The organism is Chitinophaga sp. 22620 (genome assembly GCF_052044405.1).
Classification (GTDB): domain Bacteria; phylum Bacteroidota; class Bacteroidia; order Chitinophagales; family Chitinophagaceae; genus Chitinophaga.
On the sequence record NZ_JBQEMV010000004.1, the window covers coordinates 732565 to 751766 of the forward strand.

The 19202-nt window shown below is 52.6% G+C and carries 17 protein-coding genes; 11 read left to right on the top strand and 6 right to left on the bottom strand.

Annotation, left to right across the window (positions count from 1 at the left end; translation table 11 throughout):
* The first annotated feature begins 194 nt into the window (after positions 1-194).
* The 7 genes from ACTJIK_RS22280 (at position 195) to ACTJIK_RS22310 (ending at position 9911) form a co-directional block, all read left to right on the top strand.
* Positions 195-3215 (top strand): SusC/RagA family TonB-linked outer membrane protein, encoded by a 3021-nt coding sequence (locus tag ACTJIK_RS22280; protein ID WP_440649748.1) that lies wholly within the window; start codon positions 195-197, stop codon positions 3213-3215.
* Positions 3216-3226: 11 nt separating this feature from the next.
* Positions 3227-4909 (top strand): RagB/SusD family nutrient uptake outer membrane protein, encoded by a 1683-nt coding sequence (locus ACTJIK_RS22285; RefSeq protein WP_440649749.1) that lies wholly within the window; start codon positions 3227-3229, stop codon positions 4907-4909.
* Between the two features lie 158 nt (positions 4910-5067).
* Positions 5068-5784 (top strand): hypothetical protein, encoded by a 717-nt coding sequence (locus ACTJIK_RS22290; protein ID WP_440649750.1) that lies wholly within the window; start codon positions 5068-5070, stop codon positions 5782-5784.
* Positions 5785-5787: 3 nt separating this feature from the next.
* Complete coding sequence (locus ACTJIK_RS22295) at positions 5788-6390, top strand: hypothetical protein (protein WP_440649751.1); 603 nt, start codon at positions 5788-5790, stop codon at positions 6388-6390.
* Positions 6387-8060 carry a hypothetical protein gene (locus ACTJIK_RS22300; protein WP_440649752.1) on the top strand — a complete coding sequence of 558 codons (1674 nt, stop codon included), beginning with the start codon at positions 6387-6389 and terminating at the stop codon, positions 8058-8060. Before ACTJIK_RS22295 ends, ACTJIK_RS22300 begins: the two co-directional genes overlap by 4 nt.
* Positions 8050-8646, top strand: a complete 597-nt coding sequence (locus tag ACTJIK_RS22305; protein ID WP_440649753.1) for a papain-like cysteine protease family protein — start codon at positions 8050-8052, stop codon at positions 8644-8646. The genes ACTJIK_RS22300 and ACTJIK_RS22305 overlap by 11 nt, the downstream gene beginning before the upstream one ends.
* Before the next feature lie 296 nt (positions 8647-8942).
* Positions 8943-9911, top strand: coding sequence for a terpene synthase family protein (locus ACTJIK_RS22310; protein ID WP_440649754.1), 969 nt, complete (start codon positions 8943-8945; stop codon positions 9909-9911).
* 6 nt (positions 9912-9917) lie between these two features.
* Here ACTJIK_RS22310 and ACTJIK_RS22315 read toward each other — a convergent pair whose 3' ends face one another.
* From ACTJIK_RS22315 to ACTJIK_RS22330, 4 genes are all read right to left on the bottom strand, one after another.
* Entirely contained in the window at positions 9918-11648 is a 1731-nt protein-coding gene (locus ACTJIK_RS22315) for a hybrid sensor histidine kinase/response regulator (RefSeq protein WP_440649755.1), read from the bottom strand.
* A gap of 366 nt (positions 11649-12014) precedes the next feature.
* Positions 12015-12407, bottom strand: a complete 393-nt coding sequence (locus ACTJIK_RS22320; RefSeq protein WP_440649756.1) for a hypothetical protein — start codon at positions 12405-12407, stop codon at positions 12015-12017.
* A 59-nt stretch (positions 12408-12466) separates the two neighbouring features.
* The gene (locus tag ACTJIK_RS22325) at positions 12467-12634 is read right to left on the bottom strand and encodes a hypothetical protein (protein ID WP_440649757.1); all 168 of its coding nucleotides are present in this window, start codon (positions 12632-12634) and stop codon (positions 12467-12469) included.
* Between the two features lies 1 nt (position 12635).
* The gene (locus ACTJIK_RS22330) at positions 12636-13409 is read right to left on the bottom strand and encodes a lysophospholipid acyltransferase family protein (RefSeq protein ID WP_440649758.1); all 774 of its coding nucleotides are present in this window, start codon (positions 13407-13409) and stop codon (positions 12636-12638) included.
* 150 nt (positions 13410-13559) lie between these two features.
* Between ACTJIK_RS22330 and ACTJIK_RS22335 the strand changes: the two genes are divergently transcribed.
* The 3 genes from ACTJIK_RS22335 (at position 13560) to ACTJIK_RS22345 (ending at position 16702) form a co-directional block, all read left to right on the top strand.
* The gene (locus tag ACTJIK_RS22335; RefSeq protein ID WP_440649759.1) at positions 13560-14543 is read left to right on the top strand and encodes a helix-turn-helix transcriptional regulator; all 984 of its coding nucleotides are present in this window, start codon (positions 13560-13562) and stop codon (positions 14541-14543) included.
* A 75-nt stretch (positions 14544-14618) separates the two neighbouring features.
* The gene (locus ACTJIK_RS22340) at positions 14619-15830 is read left to right on the top strand and encodes a DUF763 domain-containing protein (RefSeq protein ID WP_440649760.1); all 1212 of its coding nucleotides are present in this window, start codon (positions 14619-14621) and stop codon (positions 15828-15830) included.
* 302 nt (positions 15831-16132) lie between these two features.
* Positions 16133-16702, top strand: coding sequence for a hypothetical protein (locus tag ACTJIK_RS22345; RefSeq protein ID WP_440649761.1), 570 nt, complete (start codon positions 16133-16135; stop codon positions 16700-16702).
* A gap of 78 nt (positions 16703-16780) precedes the next feature.
* On the opposite strand, the gene ACTJIK_RS22350 is transcribed toward ACTJIK_RS22345, so the two are convergent.
* Together ACTJIK_RS22350 and ACTJIK_RS22355 are read right to left on the bottom strand one after the other, a co-directional pair.
* On the bottom strand, positions 16781-17191 hold the full coding sequence (locus ACTJIK_RS22350) for a DoxX family protein (protein WP_440649762.1): 411 nt from the start codon (positions 17189-17191) through the stop codon (positions 16781-16783).
* Positions 17192-17314: 123 nt separating this feature from the next.
* Positions 17315-18406 (bottom strand): DUF695 domain-containing protein, encoded by a 1092-nt coding sequence (locus ACTJIK_RS22355; RefSeq protein ID WP_440649763.1) that lies wholly within the window; start codon positions 18404-18406, stop codon positions 17315-17317.
* A gap of 124 nt (positions 18407-18530) precedes the next feature.
* Here ACTJIK_RS22355 and ACTJIK_RS22360 point away from each other — a divergent pair, with 124 nt between their 5' ends.
* On the top strand, positions 18531-19130 hold the full coding sequence (locus ACTJIK_RS22360; protein WP_440649764.1) for an RNA polymerase sigma factor: 600 nt from the start codon (positions 18531-18533) through the stop codon (positions 19128-19130).
* Positions 19131-19202 lie beyond the last annotated feature (72 nt).

Below are 19202 nucleotides of genomic sequence, written 5' to 3' on the forward strand. Positions count from 1 at the left end.
GCTGCAACTACATCGTTTTCGTAGATTTCAACAGCCGTTTGTCAGGAATCGTTTATATTACGGCATCAACCAATCAAAGTCAGTCTGGTAGCTAGATTCAACGTTTTGGCATATATATTTTCCACGTAACATTCTGTTAACATGAGAGTGTTTTTTTCGTGCCCGTATTAGTAATCAAATCTTAATCGCTTTCCATGAACAAAGTCTACTTTCCTAACCGCATGATGCAATCGTTTTTAGCATTGCTGGTATGCGGCCAATGCAGCATTCTGCCAGCCAGTGCGCATGCAAGGGTGGTGCCTTCCGGGAATGAAATTTCCTTCAGGCAAACCGTACGCGGAACAATTAAAGACGCGGCCAGCGGCAAACCGCTGTCCGGCGCAACCATCGGCGTGAAAGGCGCTGCGCAGACCACCAGCTCCGACGACAACGGGGCCTTTTCCATCAACGTGCCCGACAATGCAACGTCGCTGATGGTGAGCTATGTGGGGTATGTTACCCAGGAAGTGCCCATTGCCGGTAAGACTACCGTTGAAGTACTGATGCAGACCATTTCCACTGACCTGAACCAGGTGGTGGTAGTGGGATATGGCACCCAGAGCCGGAAAGACGTGACCGGCGCCACGAAGACCCTCAAAAGCGCAGAATTCAATAAGGGTATTATTAACGCTCCACAGGAATTATTGCAGGGCAAGATGGCCGGCGTGAATGTAACCTCCGCCAGCGGCGAGCCCGGCGGCATGCTCGGTATTACCGTACGCGGCCCCGGTGGTGTGCGCACTAACAACACGCCCCTGTTCGTGGTAGACGGCCTGCCACTGGATAATTCCAGCACCGGCGGCGGAGACCCGCTGAACTTCCTGAACCCGCAGGACATTGAATCGATAGACGTATTAAAAGACGCTTCCGCCACCGCTATTTACGGTGCGCGCGGCGCCAACGGCGTGATCCTCATCACCACCCGCAAAGGCAAAGCCGGTGCTTCTACTCTCGGTTTTTCCGCAGGCGTAGGTTTCTCTACTATTGCCCGCGCGTTACCGGTCTTCTCCGCTTCGGAATTCCGCAAGCAGGTAGTGGCCATAGGCGGCGACCTGGACGACCAGGGCGGTGATACGGACTGGCAGAAAGAGGTCACCAGGACTGCCGTTACACAGAACTACAACCTCAATCTCAGCGGTGGTGCGGACAAGCTGACCTACTATGCATCCTTCGGTATGCAGAAGCAGCAGGGCATCCTGAAGAATAACGATATGAACCGTTATTCCGGCCGCTTCAACGCCACCCAGAAATTCTGGGACGATGCACTGATCATCGAAGCTAACCTCGGCGTTGCCAATACCAAGAATGAACGTCCTCCCATCGGCGGGATGATCGGCGACGCGATTGCCAACAATCCCACTTACCCGGCATACGATGCCAGCGGCAATCCGGCCAAATACCAGAACCTCAGCAACCCGCTGGTAACCCTGGAGCTGGAAGACGATATCACTACCATTAACCGTGTAACCGGCAACATTACGCCCTCCCTTCGCATCATCAAAGGGCTGGTGTATAAGCTGAATTTCGGGATAGACAATTCCACTTCCACCCGCGACAGCGTGAGCAGGCCCAACGCGGTGCCCCTGCGCGACGGCCGCCTGGTGACCTGGAATATCTATAACCGCAACACATTAATTGAAAACTACCTGACCTATAATTTTGAAACAGGTGCACATAGCTTCTCCGCGCTGGCAGGTTATTCCTACCAGAAATTTTTCCAGCAAGGCCGCAACACCAGTATCAATAAATTCCCCATCACGCCGGTAGATCCGATCTATAATCCCGGCCTGGGGCAGGAACTCACGCTGGCCGCCAACAGGCCCGGCGGGTTTGCGATCGAAAACGAACAGCAAAGTTATTTCGGAAGGATCAACTACGGATATGACGACCGTTACCTGCTGACCGTAAATTTCCGTGCGGACGGTTCCACCAAATTCGGCGAGAACAATAAATACGGTTATTTCCCTTCATTCTCCGCAGCCTGGAGGGTGAGTGAAGAAAAATGGATGAAAGGTTCCTTTTTCAGCAACCTGAAGCTGCGCGCGGGATGGGGCATTACCGGGAACCAGGAAATTCCTAACAAGATCACCAGAGCATATTACCAAACCACCGTTTCTGCCGGAACCAGCTATCCGTTATACCCGACAGGCGCTTACCCTGGAGGCACTACTTTCGCACGCCTCGCCAATCCTGACATCCAATGGGAAACCTCTAACCAGACGAATGTGGGCATAGACTTCGGTTTCCTCGGCGGAGCGCTCAGCGGTTCTATCGACGCCTTCAATAAAGTGACCAGCAATATGCTGCTCAAAGTGGTTGCCGCCGATCCTATCAATCCTACTTTCGAAACCTGGGTAAACAATAAAGACGCAAAAGTTGTCAACAAAGGCATTGAAGCGGACCTGGAATACAATTATAAATCCGGCCGCAATGTGAACTTTAACGTTGGCGGTAACATTACTTTGTTAAAGAACGAGCTGAAGAACTCACCTTACTCAGTGATCCCATCCGGCTCTGCTTCCGGCGCTGGTCTTACTTCCGCTACCATCAACGGTTATGTGAACGGCGAACCCCTGGGTACTTTCTACCTGAAAGAATGGACAGGCTTTGATAAAGATGGTCTCAGTACCTACCGTGATACCGATGGTGACGGTATTGTAAGCGATAAGGACCGTATCGCTGCCGGCACTGCATTGCCCAATGTCATGTACAGCTTCCATGCAAGTGTGGCTTATAAAGGTTTCGACCTGCTGGCCAACTTCAACGGCGTGGGCGGCAACAAGATCTACGACAACACGGCCAACGCGAATTTTTACAAGCTCCGTCTTTCCAAAAGCCTGAACACCACGCCCGAAGCGGTGAAATATCCGGAAGAATCCGTGAACAACGCTGCACCGGTGAGCACCCGTTTCCTGAAAGATGGCGCCTTCCTCCGCTTAAACAACCTGACCCTTGGGTATAACTTCAACACGAGAGCGCTGGGCATCAGCAAATACGCGTCCATGCTGCGTCTCTCCGTTACCGGTCAGAACCTGTTCGTGATCACCAAATACGACGGTTATGATCCGGAAGTGAATACAGACCGTACCATTGAAGGATTTTCGTCTTATGGCGTGGATTGGCTGAGCTACCCGAAAGCGAAGTCCATCATCTTTAACTTAAATGTTTCATTCTAATATACCGGATCATGAATAAAAAAATATTAGCGCTGCTGCTGGGCGTATCCCTGTTTGCAGGCTGTACGAAACTGGAGGAGAAAGTGCTGGATGAAACGTCTTCCACCGGCTCAACGGATAAACAGATCGCAGAAGGCCTCATTGCGCCCGTATATGCAAAGCTGCCCGACATCTTCCTCCATACCAACTATTTCGCTTTACAGGAAATATCCACAGACGAGGCCATCCTGCCTTACCGCGGCGGTACGGACTGGGGAGACAACGGTATTTACCTCGCCCTCCATAAACACGAAACCACCAGCACTGACCCGAACCTCCGCAATACCTGGAATAACACATTCCAGGGTATTTCCCGCGCATTGTCTGCCATCGTAGAGCTGCCGAATAACAAAGACGCCAATGCCAAAGTATTCCTCGCAGAAGCCAGGGCCATGAGGGCGTATTACAGCATGCTTACGCTGGACCTCTTCGGCCTGGTGTTCAAAAAAGAAGACCCGCGTGAAACTTCCGTGGTCCTCAGGGGAGAAGAAGCGATGGCCTATATCAGGACAGAGCTGGAAGCCGCTGAGCCCGTGCTGGATAATACCACCGGCCCCGGAAGGATCACCAAGGCCGCCGTTTGGGGCTTGCTGGCCCGCCTGCACCTCAATGCCGCCGTATACCGCGACCGCTACGCCGCTGCCTTCACTTTCCAGAAAGCGGATATGGACAAAGTGGTGGAATACTGCGACAAGATCATCGGCAGCAACGCCTATACCTTATCGCCCAGCTACTTCGCGCTGTTCGACGATGCGAACCATACCAACAAAGAGCTGATCTTTGCTGTGGACCAGCGTTCTGACCTGAACGGGCACAACCGTATGGCTTATTTTTCGCTTTCCGGCGACCAGTTCCCGATCCCGGCTTATACCGGCGCGAACGGTACCGATGGCCCTGCTATCACGTCGGACTTTTACCGCAGCTGGGTGAATGCCTATGCGCCGATAGACCCTGCAGCGGCCGATCCGCGCTTCTACAAGCAGAACATGAGCGTGTACACCAATCCCAACGACACCTGCGTGGATGCAGCCGCTTATAACATCAACCGTGGCATCCTGCGCGGCCAGCAATACGGCCTTATCCGCAAAGGCGGTGTGTTCCTCAAATGCGACGACGGCAAAATGAAAGTAGGCCCGCTGTTCTACGACACCCGCAACAGGCCCACCATGCCCGTGAATTTCACCGAACAGGTAGATTTCACCGTTGCCGGCAGCAATTACAACACCGGCTTCCGCGTATCCAAATACGAATTCAGTAAAACTTCCGTGAGCGGCCGTAATTTCGGCGAGCATGACATCGTGATACTGCGCCTTGCAGACGTATATCTCATGCGCGCTGAAGCAAAGCTGAGAAGGGGAGACGCTATGCCCACCGCGCTGGCGGACGTGAATATTGTGAGAGCTTCCAGGACCGCATCCATACCTGCGCCGCCGCTCCTCACCATCAACCTGGACCTGCTGCTTCGCGAAAGAGGCTTCGAATTCTACTGGGAATGCCAGCGCCGTACCGATATGATCCGCTTCGGAAAATACGAAAGCGCCTGGACCGAAAAGACAAACACCGACAAGAACAAACGCGTGTTCCCGATCCCGCAAACCGCCATGGACGGAGCTTCCATTATTCCCGGCTACCTGGTGCAGAACCAGGGTTACTAATAAACCATTTAACACCAGCGCGTGCGGCCACTATACCGGTCGCACGCGTTTTTTATTGGTGATGTTGAGGCTTACGTATGGGGTATTTATTAATGTGTTAATATGTCGGAAATGGTATATATTCAGTAAGCATATTTGCCGTAAACCCCGTCTATACCATGAGCAATCAACCCCTTTTCAGGAAGGCGATCGTCGCTGTCCTGTCCGTTATGATGATGGGTTCTCTCCGCGCACAGGACCCCAGGAAAGTAAACGATTCCCTTGAACGTTCCGTTCATGAAATGAACAACACATTGCTGGCCGCACACCGCACCTGGGGTAGTAAGGCGGATACAGATACCACCTTTGCCAGAGTGCTGAAACGTGTGGACGGTATTGATTTCAAAGTGATGAAGATCGCGGACTGGGACTATTCCAGCAACAAGTACAATGCACAGCCACAGCTGCGCTACAAACAAAAGTTATACAAAGAGCTGGAGATCTACGCACTCTTACTGGATAGAGCTTATAAGCTGAACGCCCTTGATTCCATCACCAGCATCCTGCGTTTTATCGACGAGGATATTTCCCTCAAAATGGACAATGCCTGGGCTGCGAGTCCTGTGCCGCCCGCGCTGGTGAACCTGAAGGTGCGGGTGCTGGAAGCACCCTCGGGTACTGAAGTTCCCGGCGTGAAAGTGTTCATCAGGCCGCAGCTGGCGCCAGATCGCTATACCGAAGAATTCAATCCCACCAACAACGCCCTGAAACGTATTATGCCCGGTATAAAGCTGGTGTGGATAGAACAGGGCGGCCGGAAAGCAGGCGAGCGGACCATTGTTGTGCCCGCCGGCGTAGAGTCCGACACGATCGATTTTTACATCGAGAAAAAATAAACTATGGAATTTGCGGCTTTCCTCAAAGACAAATGGGTCATCCTCCTGGAAGCGGTGACCATACTGGTGCTGTTCCTGACGGACATCATGGTGCCGCCGGAAATAAGCGGCTCCCTTTCCGCTTCCGATCTTAATACCATCGGCATGGCCCGTTACCTTATCCTGGGAATTGTATTGCTGCTGCTGGTACCTTTCGAACTGTATAAAAAACGCCGTCATGCCAAATGGTACTGGTTTGGGGCTCTGTTATTCTTCGGGCTTTCCGTGGGGGCGCTGGCGCTGTACAACAATGTTTACCAGCGGCATACGGCCTACAATGGCATTCATAAGGAACGTTATATTATCGGGAATAATTACCTGCCCGAGGCGAAAGTCATGATAGACGCATGGTCGGAAAAAAACAAAGGCGCGAGGATCACACCACGCATAGTGCTGGAAGGTTTTGACGAGCCCGAGCAGGCCTGGCCGGTGGAGGAGATCGAAGCCAACGCCAGGACGCTGGTGATCCGCTACCTGCTGATCATTTTCTTCGCCACACTGTTCATCGTTTGCGGCATGCAGGCCGTGCGGTGCATCAGCGAAATCCCCAAAACCGCCATAACATGAGAACGCTTACGCTGGCTGCCGCCATACTGGTATTATGGGTGGTTTCGGGCAACCGGCCCGCGGCAAACGGCTTCAATCATGAAGTTACGGCGGAGCGTATCGTGCAGTACTATAACAGCCTCTGGAACCTGGGCGTGAACGTTAAGATAACCAGCGGGGAAGTCAATTATTCGGACCGGAATGGCGAAATAATCCTGAGCAGGCCTTACCTGGACCAAATAATGAACCGCTACGGACCAAAAGTGTATCCTTTCTGCGTTTCCTTTTTGTTGGCCCATGAATACGCCCACCAGCGGCAGTTCAGGGAACACCCTGCTTCGCTGCTGAACACGGCTTCCTGTGAACAGCGCACCCTGCTGGAAGCACAGGCGGATGTGCTTGCGGGTTATCTTTTTGCAAACATGTGGAAGCTGGGAGATACGCTCCGCCTGCAGGACACGGTGACCGCCAACAGTTTCAGAACGGTCATGGCATACGTGTACGACATGGGCACATACGAATTCGGGCTGAACACGCATCCCGGTTACAAACAGCGCCGCAACGCCTTCCGGCACGGGCTGGTGTACGGCCAGCTGGAAGGTAATTCCAGCGAAGAACGGAAACGTTACCTGGCAAGCGTGATCATGAAAACAGATAATACGGACCTCTGGCCATGGAGCCTGGATATCGCGAAGAAGATCGTGCATTTTCCTTCAGTCATCCTGCAGGATATCGCTATCCTGGCAGACAGCATCCATTACCGCTTTCACGACGACGAGCGCAGCACGATGGTATATTACGAGCAAAAACTGCGCAATAACGGGAAAAGGAAAATAAGGCTGACCATGCAATACAAGGTGATCGGCGTAGACACCAATTACTATCGCGATCCCAAACAGATCGCCTTGCAGGGCGGCGTGAAAAACCATATCGTTGAAATTGCCCCTGGCGCGGAGGTAACGCTTAGCGGCGATCTGGACTGGCGGAATGCCAGCAGGGGAGCACAGCAGCCCACACTGCGTTTTCCGCCGGATAACGATGTGCTGTTCAGCGCAGCGTATGTGGACGGCGAGCCTGAGCTGGACGATCTATGCCGTTCAGCAGGCGCCAGATTTCATAATGATCGTCAAACTCCTGGCAATAGGTCGCTGCCGCTCTCGCTTATGTTTCTCGGGCGCGAAGGCGTTAAGAATTTCCGCAATCTCAGGGCCGGCTTTTCTTTGGAATGGAGCGGCGATTTTATTGATTTCAGCTGCTCGCACGAAGTGCCCGGTGCGCTGGAAACCACTGTATCCAAATACCTGGAAGATAGTACCGTCTCCGTCCAAATCCGTTTTTATGATGCATACAGCAAACAGGATGCGCGGAAAATATTCAATGAACTGATCGGCACCCTGCTGGATATGGAGAAGAAGAAGTACATGTTCATTGAACGGGATTATGAAGACCTGTTTGAGAGGATAGCGGACAAGGGGGGAGGCGAGTACCTCGGCAGCAAACACAGCCTGGAGAAAGGGTACATCCTGAAAAGGGATAACAAATTTTCCATTTATGAAAACGTAAAAGGAGAATTCCTGCACGAAGCCGTGTCGCTCACTTCCCGCAATATAGAATTTGACCTCGAAATGCAATACTGGAAAAGAAGTCAAAATTATACTATCACACTTGAAATCGGCAAACATGCGTACTAAACTTACCGTTTTTCTGCTGCTGATGGGTTTCTCCCTGAATGCCGCCGCCCAGGACTGTCTATCGGACTTCCGCGTACGGCGCGCCTGGCAACAATCTCCCATGTGGTGCTGGGCCGCCACGCTGCAAATGATCATCAATTTCCATGACCCGTCTTCGGATGCTTCGCAATGCGACATCGTGGAAGATTACTTTGATGTGGAAGACTGCGAGGAAGCCGAATTCTCCGGCGGTTATATGAACAAAATGAAGGATTTCCTGGAAGATAACGACCTCGGCGCCACTTTCACCTGCGACCTGGTGAACCGCCCCCTTTCCGTGAACGAGATCGTGGATAATATCCTGGACTGCAAGCCCATCATCATCAGCATCCGCCCGAGTCCCTTTTCCAGTATCGGTCACGTCGTTGTGATCATGGGCATCTGGCAGCGGCGGGATGCATACGGCAATCCCTGGACAGAAGTGGTGCTGCGCGATCCCTATCCCTATTCGTGGAACAGCGTGGTGAGCAATGGTTTCACCGGCGTGGAGTATTCCCGGCTCCGCTCTGTCTGGATCTCTTCCATCTACAACATCGACCCCGACTGATGCATTAACAAAAAAAGACATTCCCATTACAGATTTCGACCCCACTCTTCGTTGACATTAACGAATCGCCCCTCCGTTACACCAACTGATTGGTGTAACTTATATCTGCGTCCCGGCAGGGGCCGTCCCTTATCCGATACAGGTTTTATAAAGAGACACAGCACATAGCTTAGACCTTTCTTTACCCACTCCTCTGATGTATATGCAGCTTAGACATGATCAGCCCGCGTAAGCGAAGTTGAAAGGGATATCAAATTCAACATATAAAAGGATTCATCACTTTTAAACTTTGAGTTATGGGAGACATGTTAAATGCAAACACATTACACTACCCCTTTACCCACAGCACCAATCCCCATGCAGAACAAATGGAAAAGATCATCCATTCCTGGGTGGCCACGCATTTTGATTTCCTGCCTGAAAAAGTAAAGAAAAAATATGTGCACACGGGCATGGGGCATTGCGGCGGCTGCATTTTCCCGAAAGCGTCCATGCAGCAGCTGCAGGCGATCTGCCGGTTCTTTATCTGGGCTTTTACGGTAGACGATACTTATGAATTTTCCACGCCCGGACAGGTGGAGATCATTGAAGACATTTCGTTGCAGGCGCTGCGCCATGGCCGCTTTGTGAGCAACGACCCGCTCTATGCCACCCTGCCTGTTATGCGCCGTGAACTGCTGGCCATTTCCAGCCCTGAATGGCTGGACCGTTTCTGCGAAAGCATTGAACTGTATTTCCAGGGCCTGAAGGAAGAAACGAGATACCGCGTGCCCATGATCTTCCCTGACATGGAAACTTTCATTGCCGTGCGTACCAAAGCGGTGAACGTGCTGCCCATGGTGAACCTGGCGGAAGCCATTACCGGCACTGTATTGCCCGGTCATGTGATCAGGCACCCTTACCTGGAACGCCTGGCCTATCTCACCTGCCGCATCCTTTCCTGGAGCAACGATTATTTTTCCGCCCACCTCGAAAAAGGGCATGATGTGCTGAACCTCGTACTGATGCTGGAACATCACAATCAAAGCTCGCTCAGCGAAGCCTATGTCGAAATGCTGAAGATCCACGACAGGGACGTGGCGGAATTTGTACGCATCGGCGCTTCCCTGCCCGATTTCAGGGAATACAACCGGGCGGTAAAGGAGTATGTGAATAATCTTGAACTGATGATCGCGGGTTACCTGCATTGGACGCTGCAGCTCACGGAAAGATATAAGAAAGGAGGCCATCCCAGCCTGGACCTGCAAGCCGGCAAAACGGTGTAAGGTGCGTCAGTACTGGTCTGCATGAGCCGCCAGCAGTTGATGGCTGATCACGCTAAAGAGCGTCTTTTTGTCGAATGGTTTGGTGATGATGGCGGATGCGCCAGCTTCCAGCAGCTCGTCCCTGTTCTCGGTCCTGCCGGTGATGATTATAACGGGTATTTCCCGGAAATCAGCGTGGCTCCGGATGTAGCGCAGGGTTTGGAGGCCGTTCATTTCAGGCATCTGCCCGTCCAGCAGAATGCAGTCAGGCAGGATGTTGCACTGCCCCAGCGTTTCGATCAGCTGCCGCCCGTTGATGCTGCCTGAAATGGTGCAGCCGAAGGATTGCAGCAGGTTGGACAGCAGGCGGTGGTTCATCAGGTCGTCTTCCGCGAAAAGCACCAGCGCATTGTCCAGCCGGTAAATGAGGTCCTCATGTTCTTCCGGCAGGTTGCCGGGGTGGCCCGTTTTCAGCGGCAGCTTCACGGTAAAGGTGGTTTCCCGCTGGGAGCTTTTCACGGCATAGGTGCCCTTGAAGCTCTCCACGATATTCTTTACGATATACAATCCCAGGCCGGAACCTTCCACCTGGCTGTTCTTTTTGGCGGTGAAGAATTTCTCGAAAAGGTATTTCAGCTTGTCTTCCGCAATTTCCGGGCACTGGTTGCTGACGGAGATGCGGAAGAATGCGTCCGCGATAAGTATCTTAACGGTGATCTCGCTGTTTTCGTTGGCGTATTTCACGGCGTTGGACAGCAGGTTGGTGATCACGATGTTCAGCTGGTTGCTGTCGCTCACGATAATGGGCGGCATGCCCTTGTCTATGTACAGCTTGATGGTAACGCCTTTCAGCTTCGCTTTGATGCGGTGGATGCTCACGATGTTGTTCAGGAAAGGGCGGATGTGGAAAGTATGATTTTCCAGCTGGTCTATTTTACCGCTTTCGATCTCGCCCATGCTCAGCACATTGCTCACGATGTTGCTCATGCCCGCATTGATGATGCTAAGCTGGTCGATATACGGCCTGATCCTTTCCAGGTCCGGGTTTTCCTTTGCGTCGTTTTTCAGCAGCTCCAGCAGGATGGAGTTGGAGGTAAGATTGTTGCGCAGCTCGTGCGTGGTTTTGAACACAACCATTTTTACCTGCTGGAAGAGCCGTTTGTTTTCCCGGATATAATAATACAGCACCATCGCGTCGAACAGGAGGAAGGAGGGAAGGGCGATCCAGCGGAAGAGGTACTGGTTCTGCAATGATATTTCCACAGGGGAAACGAAGTGGTAATAAAAGTTGATCTCCAGGAAAAGCAGGGTGAGCAGGGTGGCCGCCAGCCCCAGCAGGCGCTGTTTCTTTTTGGAATAAACGAGGAAACAAAGCCCGAAAAGAAATACGACGATTAGGGAGAAGTTCATCAGCTGCCCCAGTAGCATGGAGAAATATAATGCGCCCGCGCAATGCACAAGCAGCAAACCAACGCTGGCGGCGGCATAACGCCTGCGGCTGTTGAGCACGATGATGCCGGCGAACAATACGCCTTCCGTCACAGCCGGGATGAAAATGGCCAGCAGCCCGGTGGCCCGGTAAAACACATACCCGACAGATACGGCCAGTATGGCGGTAATGAAGCAGAGCGTGTTGACCAGCTGCACTTTTTTCCGCGCTTCTTCTTCCAGGTTGAAAGTGCCGGCGTTGATGACAGATTTGCGGATGGCCTGCGCACATGCGGTAAGCAGGCGTTTAACAGGTTGCAGGGGCTCCATATGCACGGAGTTTGTTTGGGTGTAATCGGATTGGTTCAGTTGGGTGTCCGTTATGGGGCCGAAGTTAGTTAAATCTTTAACCGTTTTTGTTAAATGATTGTGAATGGCATATTGCAGGCGCAGGAAGAAAAACAGACATGACGATTTACCGGTAAGTATTAATGATTGGTTTAGTACGGTGAGGTTGAAACAGCAATTATAGAAGGGAAGTTGAAGCGTGTGATCTGTTTGTTAAAGGAGTAGTTGAAATGTGCTGCTGAAGCGGGTTTGCTGTTGGGGTCCGCCCCGGCGGGGCGGACTGGATAATTTGCCTGATCTTTTACAAGCGCATTGGGATGTCGTCTGCCCACACCGCTGGCGACATCGCTACCTGATCCGCTCATACAGGGAACCGTCGCCATCAGATATCTCGGGGCCGGTATGGATGTCCAGTTGGGTCGTTCCGATAAACGTATAATTGTAGCTCACTTCCGCGCGCTGACCCTTATCGAAAATGATCCGGTTTTCTTTCCCGTGTATTTCTATGTGGTAGGCGCCTTCAGACTGCTGCTGGCCGTCGCGGTATTTTTTATAACGGCCCTTGTCAAATACGATCAGGCTGCCGTTGCCGGGAGCGTATTCAACGGCGGGCACCCAGCCGGACGTGATTCGCCTGAGTTCCCAGGTGCCGGTTACGGAAGGGGCTTGCTTATCTTTTTTGCACGCAGGGGCGGCGAACAGGAACAGGCACAAAAGGCATGGGAGTAAAATGAGCTTCATGGAGTTTTTTTGGTTATACTCCTTTAACGGGCGTTGCCGGTAAAAAGTTACACCCAATTTCAGGCAGAGCCTTCCCAAAGGGCATCTTCTTCCGGCGTGAACGGGCAGCAGGCCAGTTCGGCAGGGATGGCGCTGCGGTGCAGCTGCAGCAATAGTGTAACCAGCACCGTGAGCATCAGGAAAAACAGGCCGCAAAGCGCGGCTGCTATAATGATGAAGGTGGTCATATCAGGAACGGTTTTTCCATCGCCGGTGCGTCCACAGCCAGTATTGCGGCTGCCGCCGGATGTCTTCCTCCAGGAAACGCGAAAAACGCTCCGTGATGGCAAAAGGCGGCAGGCTGCCAGGCGAATCGGTAATGAGTTGAAAGGATATTTCCCAGGAAGCCGGCGCGGCTGTTTTGCTGACAGTGGCATAGAGCACTACCGCATCCGTTATTTTGGCGAGCCGCTCCGCCCCGGTGATCACGGGTGTGGGCTGTTGGAGAAAATCGACCGTGTGCGCTTCTTTCCCCGGGCATTGGTCCGCGACAAAAATATACGCCCCTGGCTGGTGTTTTGCGGCCAGCATGTGTCGCGCGGCTTTGTCCATCGGCAGCAGCTTCAGCCCAAAACGGGCGCGCAGCCTGCGCATCACGCGGTCAAAAAAACGGTTGCTCAGCGGTTTATAGACGGCATGCATATCAAAATCAACATGGGCAGGCAGTACGTTCAGGCATTCCCAGTTACCGTAATGCCCCAGCATGATCATAATATTGCGCTGCTGCGCATGGTAATGCCGAAGGAGTTCCGGGTTTTTTACCCGCACCCGCTTTTTCACCAGCCTGGCCGGCGCCAGCAGCATCAGCGCCATTTCCAGGAATATTCCCGAAAAATGACGGTAAAATCCTCCCGCCAGGCGGTTCACTTCTTCGTAAGAGCGCTCGGGAAAAGAACGGGAAAGGTTTTGCAGTACCACCGCATACCTGTATCCCAATATTTTATACAAAATCAGATAGATCATCCGCACATATGTTAAAGTAAACGAAATACCGCTGCACCCATAGGGGTTGGGAGCGGATATGCCGTTCTGTTATTACACAAAGGGACGGAATTATATCCGCAATAAGTTGCACCATCCGGATTATTTATTACGTAAAAAGGAAAAGGAACTATGGAAACGGTCTACAGGTACGGAACAGACGAGATCTTATACAACTCCCCGGGCGAACATTGGATCACGCCAGCCTCGCCGCGGAACGAATGGCAAACGGAAAACATGCCTTTCTGGGATGTGAAAATGCGCGAACATTATTTCGACGGTATGCACATCAGCTCTATTAATATCAATGTTCACGAACATATCCGCCTCGTTACCAACGAACAGGGGCCTTTGCCGGGCATGGGCTTTGTGAAACGCGGAAACCTTACCACCACTGCATATTCCGGCGGCGGGCCGCGCAGGTTCACGGCGGGGCAGCACAATGTTTTTATGAACCCTTACACGGCCGTGAGCACCGAAATACCGGCGCAGCAAAACCTGGAGATCCTGCTGATGAGCTTCCAGCCGGAGCGTTTCCTGCAACTGGCAGAGCATGCCGGGCCGGTAATGGGCCAGCTGGCGGAAAGCATCGCGGCCAACAAACCCACGCCTTACCTGAAAGGCCCGAACATGCCGCTTACGCCGCGTATGCTGGCCATTATCCTGGAGATCGAACAGGGCTGTTACCGCGGCGGGCTGATGAACCTGTTCCTGCAATCGAAGCTGCTGGAGCTCCTGGCCCTGCAATGCAGCCAGCTGGAAGCGGTGAATAAAGGAGAAACACGCCCGGCCGGCCTGAGCAACGCCGATATGCAAAAAGTGCGCGACGCGCGGGAAATATTGCTGGCGGACCTGCACAATCCGCCTTCACTCAGCGCCCTGGCCAGGCAAACAGGGCTGAACGAGTTCAAGCTGAAAAGCGGGTTCAGGAAGATGTTCGGCCGGCCGGTATTCAGCTACCTGAAGGAATACCGGCTGGAAAGGGCCATGGAACTGATCCGCGGCGGCGGAAAGTCCGTCACGGAAGTAGCGTACGAAACCGGTTATTCCACTTTGCAGCACTTCAGCAACGAATTCAGGAAGAAGTTCGGGCTGAGCCCGGGAAGCCTGAAGTAAAAAAAGCTCAAAAATTTGGCTTCCGGGAAGCCACAAATGGCCGCGGTTTACCGGGAAAATGCTAAATTTGTTAGCATGAAGCGTTCCGGATCAGCAGACCTGCCATTACATTACGGCTATGTGCCCCGCTGGCTTGCCGAAAGAATGGCAAAGCTGGGGCTCGCCGTTACAGAATCCATCCTCCTAGAATACGGGCACGAAGCCTTTCTCAGCCGCATGAGCAACCCGTTCTGGTTCCAGAGTTTTGGGGCGGTAATGGGTATGGACTGGCATTCTTCCGGCATCACCACTTCCGTCATGGGCGCGCTCAAAAGAGCAGTGAACCCGCGCGCGAAAGAACTGGGGCTGTATATCTGCGGCGGCAAAGGCCGCTTCTCCCGTGAAGCGCCGGATGAGCTGTTCAGGGTAGCCGACCGCACCGGGCTGGACGGCAACCACCTCGCCCGCTGCAGCAGGCTGAGCGCAAAAGTGGACAACACCGCCGTGCAGGACGGTTTCCAGTTATATACCCATAATTTTATTGTAAGCGATCACGGCGACTGGACGGTGATCCAGCAGGGGATGAGCCCCGACAGCCAGATGGCGCGCCGTTACCATTGGCATTCAGGCCAGCTGCAATCTTTCGTGGAAGAGCCGCACGCGGCCGTCTGCGGTGAAAATGTTGGCCCTATCCTCAACCTCACCGCGAAAGAAGCCGCTTCCGCCCGTGCCGGCATGCTGGGCCTTACCCACGAAAAACCCGAGCTGATGATGCAGGAGATCCAGCAGCTGCTGTTGCCCTCGCGGCACGAAGTGCAGGCGGAAGATGTGGACCTCAAAAGGCTGGGCACTGTGCTGTGGATGGCGCATGAACAGGCTGTGGGCAGCTTCGAGGAACTGCTGCTATTGCAGGGCACCGGGCCGCGTACGATCCAGTCGCTGGCGCTGGTGAGCGAGGTGATCCACGGCACACCGGCAAGGTTCAAAGACCCCGCGCGTTTCGCGTTCGCGCATGGCGGGAAGGACGGGCATCCCTTTCCCGTGCCTGTTAAGGTATACGACGAAACCATTGCCACTTTGCAGACCGCCGTTCATAAAGCGAAGCTGGGAAACACAGAAAAGCAGGAGGCCATCAAAGCGTTGCATACGCTGGCCGTTAAGGCGGAGAAGGATTTTGTGCCCAATAACCGTTTCGAGGAGCTGGTGCAGCAGGAGCGGGACGAATCCTGGCGGTACGGCGGCAGAACGGTGTTCGGAAAAGCGCAGCCGCCGAAAGGAAAGAAAGGGGTGCAGCTTAGGCTGTTTTAAAGAATAAAATAATTAATAATCTTCTGTTTATAACTCCATCGCCTACACGCCCGTTTAGCCTTTCCCGTATACTCACAAGATTACTTTACAATCCTCCCCCAAAAAAATCCGGCAACCGCCCGGGAAACTCCGCCTGTGGCTGAAAACCGGTAAATACCTGGAAACCAGTAGTAACGGCTACACGAAAACCGGTAGCGTCGTCTCCGGTTTAACCGGTAAATATGACAACTCAGCCCGATTCATTATCCCCGGGAATAAATAATGTTATAATTTGGCGCCTGAAATCAAAAATTTAAACTTTCATGAAACAAAAAGCCATTTACCCAGTTACGCTGTTTTTTCTTTTGTTATGCTCAACAGCATACTCTCAGAAACTTTCTGTTAACGACAACGTGATCAATTTCGGTATCGGTTTCGGTTCCACCTACTCCCTCCATTCCGACTACAGCGGCTTTCCCGCCCTCAGCGTTTCCTACGAGCGCATCTGGCCTAAAGAGATCGGCCCCGGCCTGCTGGGCGTCGGCGCTATTGTCGGTTACCGCAGCATGAACTACAAATGGAACGCGGGAAACAATCATTACAAGAACAAGTTCAACACCCTGCTCATCGCCGCGCGTGGCACCTATTACTGGGAAAAGCTGGTGACCGAGAAATATAACGTATATGGCGCAGCGTTAATAGGCGTGCGGTCCGAGAATTATAAAATAGATGGCGGCAGCGTACCCGGCGTTTTCGCGGACGACAACAGCGTACATCCTTTCGTGGGCGTGGTTGCCGGCGGCAGGTATTATTTTACGCCCAATATCAGCGCGTTCGCTGAGCTGGGTTACGATATCAGCTGGACCAAAATCGGTATCAGCGCAAGGTTCTAAGCACATCGTCGTACAATTCATAAAAAAAGAGCGGTTGATTTCAACCGCTCTTTTTTATTTATCCGGGCATGTAATGCCTTAGCTCTTTCTGCGGAACGCCGCATCCAGTGAATAGCGGCCGCTGCCCAAAATGAATACTACGATGGAAAGGAGCATGTAAGCGAACGCCAGCTCTTTCACCTGGAACGGGTCTTTACCATGAGCGATAAAATAGGCCACCAGCATCGTGATGAAGATCGGGATCACGGAAAGTCGGGTAAAGAAACCCAGTAATACAAAGAGGCCGCAAAAGAACTCTGCGAATATCACGAGTATCACGGTGGGTTTTATGCCTATGCCGATAATGTCCTGGAACATGCCGAGCATTGCTTCGTAGTTGGACAGTTTTCCCCAGCCATGGTAAATAAACAGGCCGCCGAAAATAAGTCTTAAAAGAAGTGCTGCAAGATCAGTACTGAGCGGTTGGATGTTAAGGATGCTGTTCTTCATATTGTAATGGTTTGTAGGTTAAGTACGCATCAAAAATAAGGGGAATATTTAACTTTCCATAGGGGTAATTACGACTTTATAAGGGGCAGATCGCGCAGCGTCGGCATACAACGGTTGAAACTTTTACGGAGCGGGGATGAATTTTTCCATGGTCATCCAGTATTTATCCCTGAATATGCGATAGTTCACGTCCTTTTTCGCGGGATATTTTTCCAGGTAGGCGGCAGTTTGCCGGGATATTTCCCTGAATTCGCGGCAGGCGATGAAAATGAAGCGGGATCCGCCTTCTGTGCTTCTGCCGAGGTACAGGTGGCCGTCTTTTTCATGCAGGGCGTCCAGCAGGCCATCCTCGAAATCGGCCAGCGCTTCGTGCATATCGGCGGAAGGCATGCCGTTGCCGTCGTATTCAAAAGTATGTTCTATTACCAGCATCCAGGGATGGGAAGGTTTGGCGTCCCATTCCAGCAATTCGGAATTGATGCAGGCGATCAGCGGCATATCGTAGCTGTTCCTGCCTTCCACCACGGCGTAAAGATCGCTGTCTTTATTGCTGCGGGTGCCTTTATATTTTTCCACGAATTCTTTTTCGCGCCAGCGCAGGAAATCTTCCAGTTTTTCGAGCGGTATCAGCGTTTGGCCGTCTGCCCCGCCGAATTGTATGGCGTCTATTAAGGTAGCCGTAGCCAGCTCCCCCAGGGCGTTTTCGAGGAAGATCACGATGCCGTTGCCGATCTCTTTCTGGTTTTCCCCGTTGTAATCGGTATGCACAAAAGTGATGTCGATCTCGTCGGGGTATTCAGGATTCTCGTTGCTGTAAAAGCTGATGTTGCGGCTGCTGAAAGTGTAGCCGTTCATGCCGATCTCGATATCCGCAAAGCCAAGGCCGGGCTTCAGCGCGGTGAATTTCCAGCCGGGAAGGGCAGGGGCCGCGGCCACCAGGTCTTCCACGAACACGAAGGATTTGATGTCGCCTTCGGCGGATATCACCATTTCAACGGTATGTTCGTCGTATTTGCCTGCGAGGGAATAAAATTGTTCGTTCAGCTGGTGCAGCGGGGGTATCACTTTGTCCATGAACCGGCTGTCTATCTCCTTTCCTTTATGCAGCACGCGGTAAAATTCTCTTTCGTGCCGGGCGAACCATTTCCAGAAAGAGGCGTTGTCGCGGATGTCCGTTTTTTCCCTGGTGCCGAACAGTTTGCTGAGAAAACTCATAGGAAAGGATTATCGGGCAATTATACCTTTTTTTTATGATTTATAGCGGTGTTCTGAATTTTTACTACTTTTAATTCAGCAGATTCACCAAAATCAGTTCACCGGTATCCCGTCTATATTGCTCATGCAGAATATTCCACATAGTGAAGAGGAGTTGTTGCGCCTGCTTGCGGACGGTGATGAGCATGCCTTCCAGGTAATTTTCGAGCGGCACTGGGACGCCGTTTTTTCCACCGCCCTTTTACTCACCAAATCAGGTTCCGTTGCGGAAGACGTAGCGCAGGACGTGTTTACCATGTTGTGGGAGAAACGCGCATCGCTGGCCGGGGTGGGCAAGCTGGAAGGTTTCCTCTTCGTTTCGGCCCGCAACATCATCTATTCCCGTTTCCGCAAGCTGGCCTCACAGGATGCATACCGGCAGTATATCCTTTCCTGTTTCAGGGAAGACGGGGTGGAAAGCGCGCAGGAGGCCGCGGAACTGCGTGAGCTGGACCGTACCATCCAGCAGGCCATCAGGCTGCTGCCGCCCCAGCAGCAGAAGGCTTTCCGGCTCAGCCGCTTCGAAGGCATGCAGCATGAGGAAATTGCCGTTACCATGGGCGTTTCCCGCATTACGATCAAAAGTTATATCGTACAGGCCATCGCCAGCCTCCGCAAAGCCATCGCCAACTATCCTTCCGGCGCGCATCTCCTTATCTGCGCCGTGTTTTTACTTCATTCCTGATTTTTTTTGAAACCGGCACCTCCCTGCGGGCAGGTTGCGCGTCTTTACAATGTTCTGGCTTCCCAGGCCCGG

Bases quoted from the DNA above. Each gene is read 5' to 3' on its own strand.
- ACTJIK_RS22280 (WP_440649748.1), top strand. From the start codon at position 195: ATGAACAAAGTCTACTTTCCTAACCGCATGATGCAATCGTTTTTAGCA.
- ACTJIK_RS22285 (WP_440649749.1), top strand. From the start codon at position 3,227: ATGAATAAAAAAATATTAGCGCTGCTGCTGGGCGTATCCCTGTTTGCA.
- ACTJIK_RS22290 (WP_440649750.1), top strand. From the start codon at position 5,068: ATGAGCAATCAACCCCTTTTCAGGAAGGCGATCGTCGCTGTCCTGTCC.
- ACTJIK_RS22295 (WP_440649751.1), top strand. From the start codon at position 5,788: ATGGAATTTGCGGCTTTCCTCAAAGACAAATGGGTCATCCTCCTGGAA.
- ACTJIK_RS22300 (WP_440649752.1), top strand. From the start codon at position 6,387: ATGAGAACGCTTACGCTGGCTGCCGCCATACTGGTATTATGGGTGGTT.
- ACTJIK_RS22305 (WP_440649753.1), top strand. From the start codon at position 8,050: ATGCGTACTAAACTTACCGTTTTTCTGCTGCTGATGGGTTTCTCCCTG.
- ACTJIK_RS22310 (WP_440649754.1), top strand. From the start codon at position 8,943: ATGGGAGACATGTTAAATGCAAACACATTACACTACCCCTTTACCCAC.
- ACTJIK_RS22315 (WP_440649755.1), bottom strand. From the start codon at position 11,648: ATGGAGCCCCTGCAACCTGTTAAACGCCTGCTTACCGCATGTGCGCAG.
- ACTJIK_RS22320 (WP_440649756.1), bottom strand. From the start codon at position 12,407: ATGAAGCTCATTTTACTCCCATGCCTTTTGTGCCTGTTCCTGTTCGCC.
- ACTJIK_RS22325 (WP_440649757.1), bottom strand. From the start codon at position 12,634: ATGACCACCTTCATCATTATAGCAGCCGCGCTTTGCGGCCTGTTTTTC.
- ACTJIK_RS22330 (WP_440649758.1), bottom strand. From the start codon at position 13,409: ATGATCTATCTGATTTTGTATAAAATATTGGGATACAGGTATGCGGTG.
- ACTJIK_RS22335 (WP_440649759.1), top strand. From the start codon at position 13,560: ATGGAAACGGTCTACAGGTACGGAACAGACGAGATCTTATACAACTCC.
- ACTJIK_RS22340 (WP_440649760.1), top strand. From the start codon at position 14,619: ATGAAGCGTTCCGGATCAGCAGACCTGCCATTACATTACGGCTATGTG.
- ACTJIK_RS22345 (WP_440649761.1), top strand. From the start codon at position 16,133: ATGAAACAAAAAGCCATTTACCCAGTTACGCTGTTTTTTCTTTTGTTA.
- ACTJIK_RS22350 (WP_440649762.1), bottom strand. From the start codon at position 17,191: ATGAAGAACAGCATCCTTAACATCCAACCGCTCAGTACTGATCTTGCA.
- ACTJIK_RS22355 (WP_440649763.1), bottom strand. From the start codon at position 18,406: ATGAGTTTTCTCAGCAAACTGTTCGGCACCAGGGAAAAAACGGACATC.
- ACTJIK_RS22360 (WP_440649764.1), top strand. From the start codon at position 18,531: ATGCAGAATATTCCACATAGTGAAGAGGAGTTGTTGCGCCTGCTTGCG.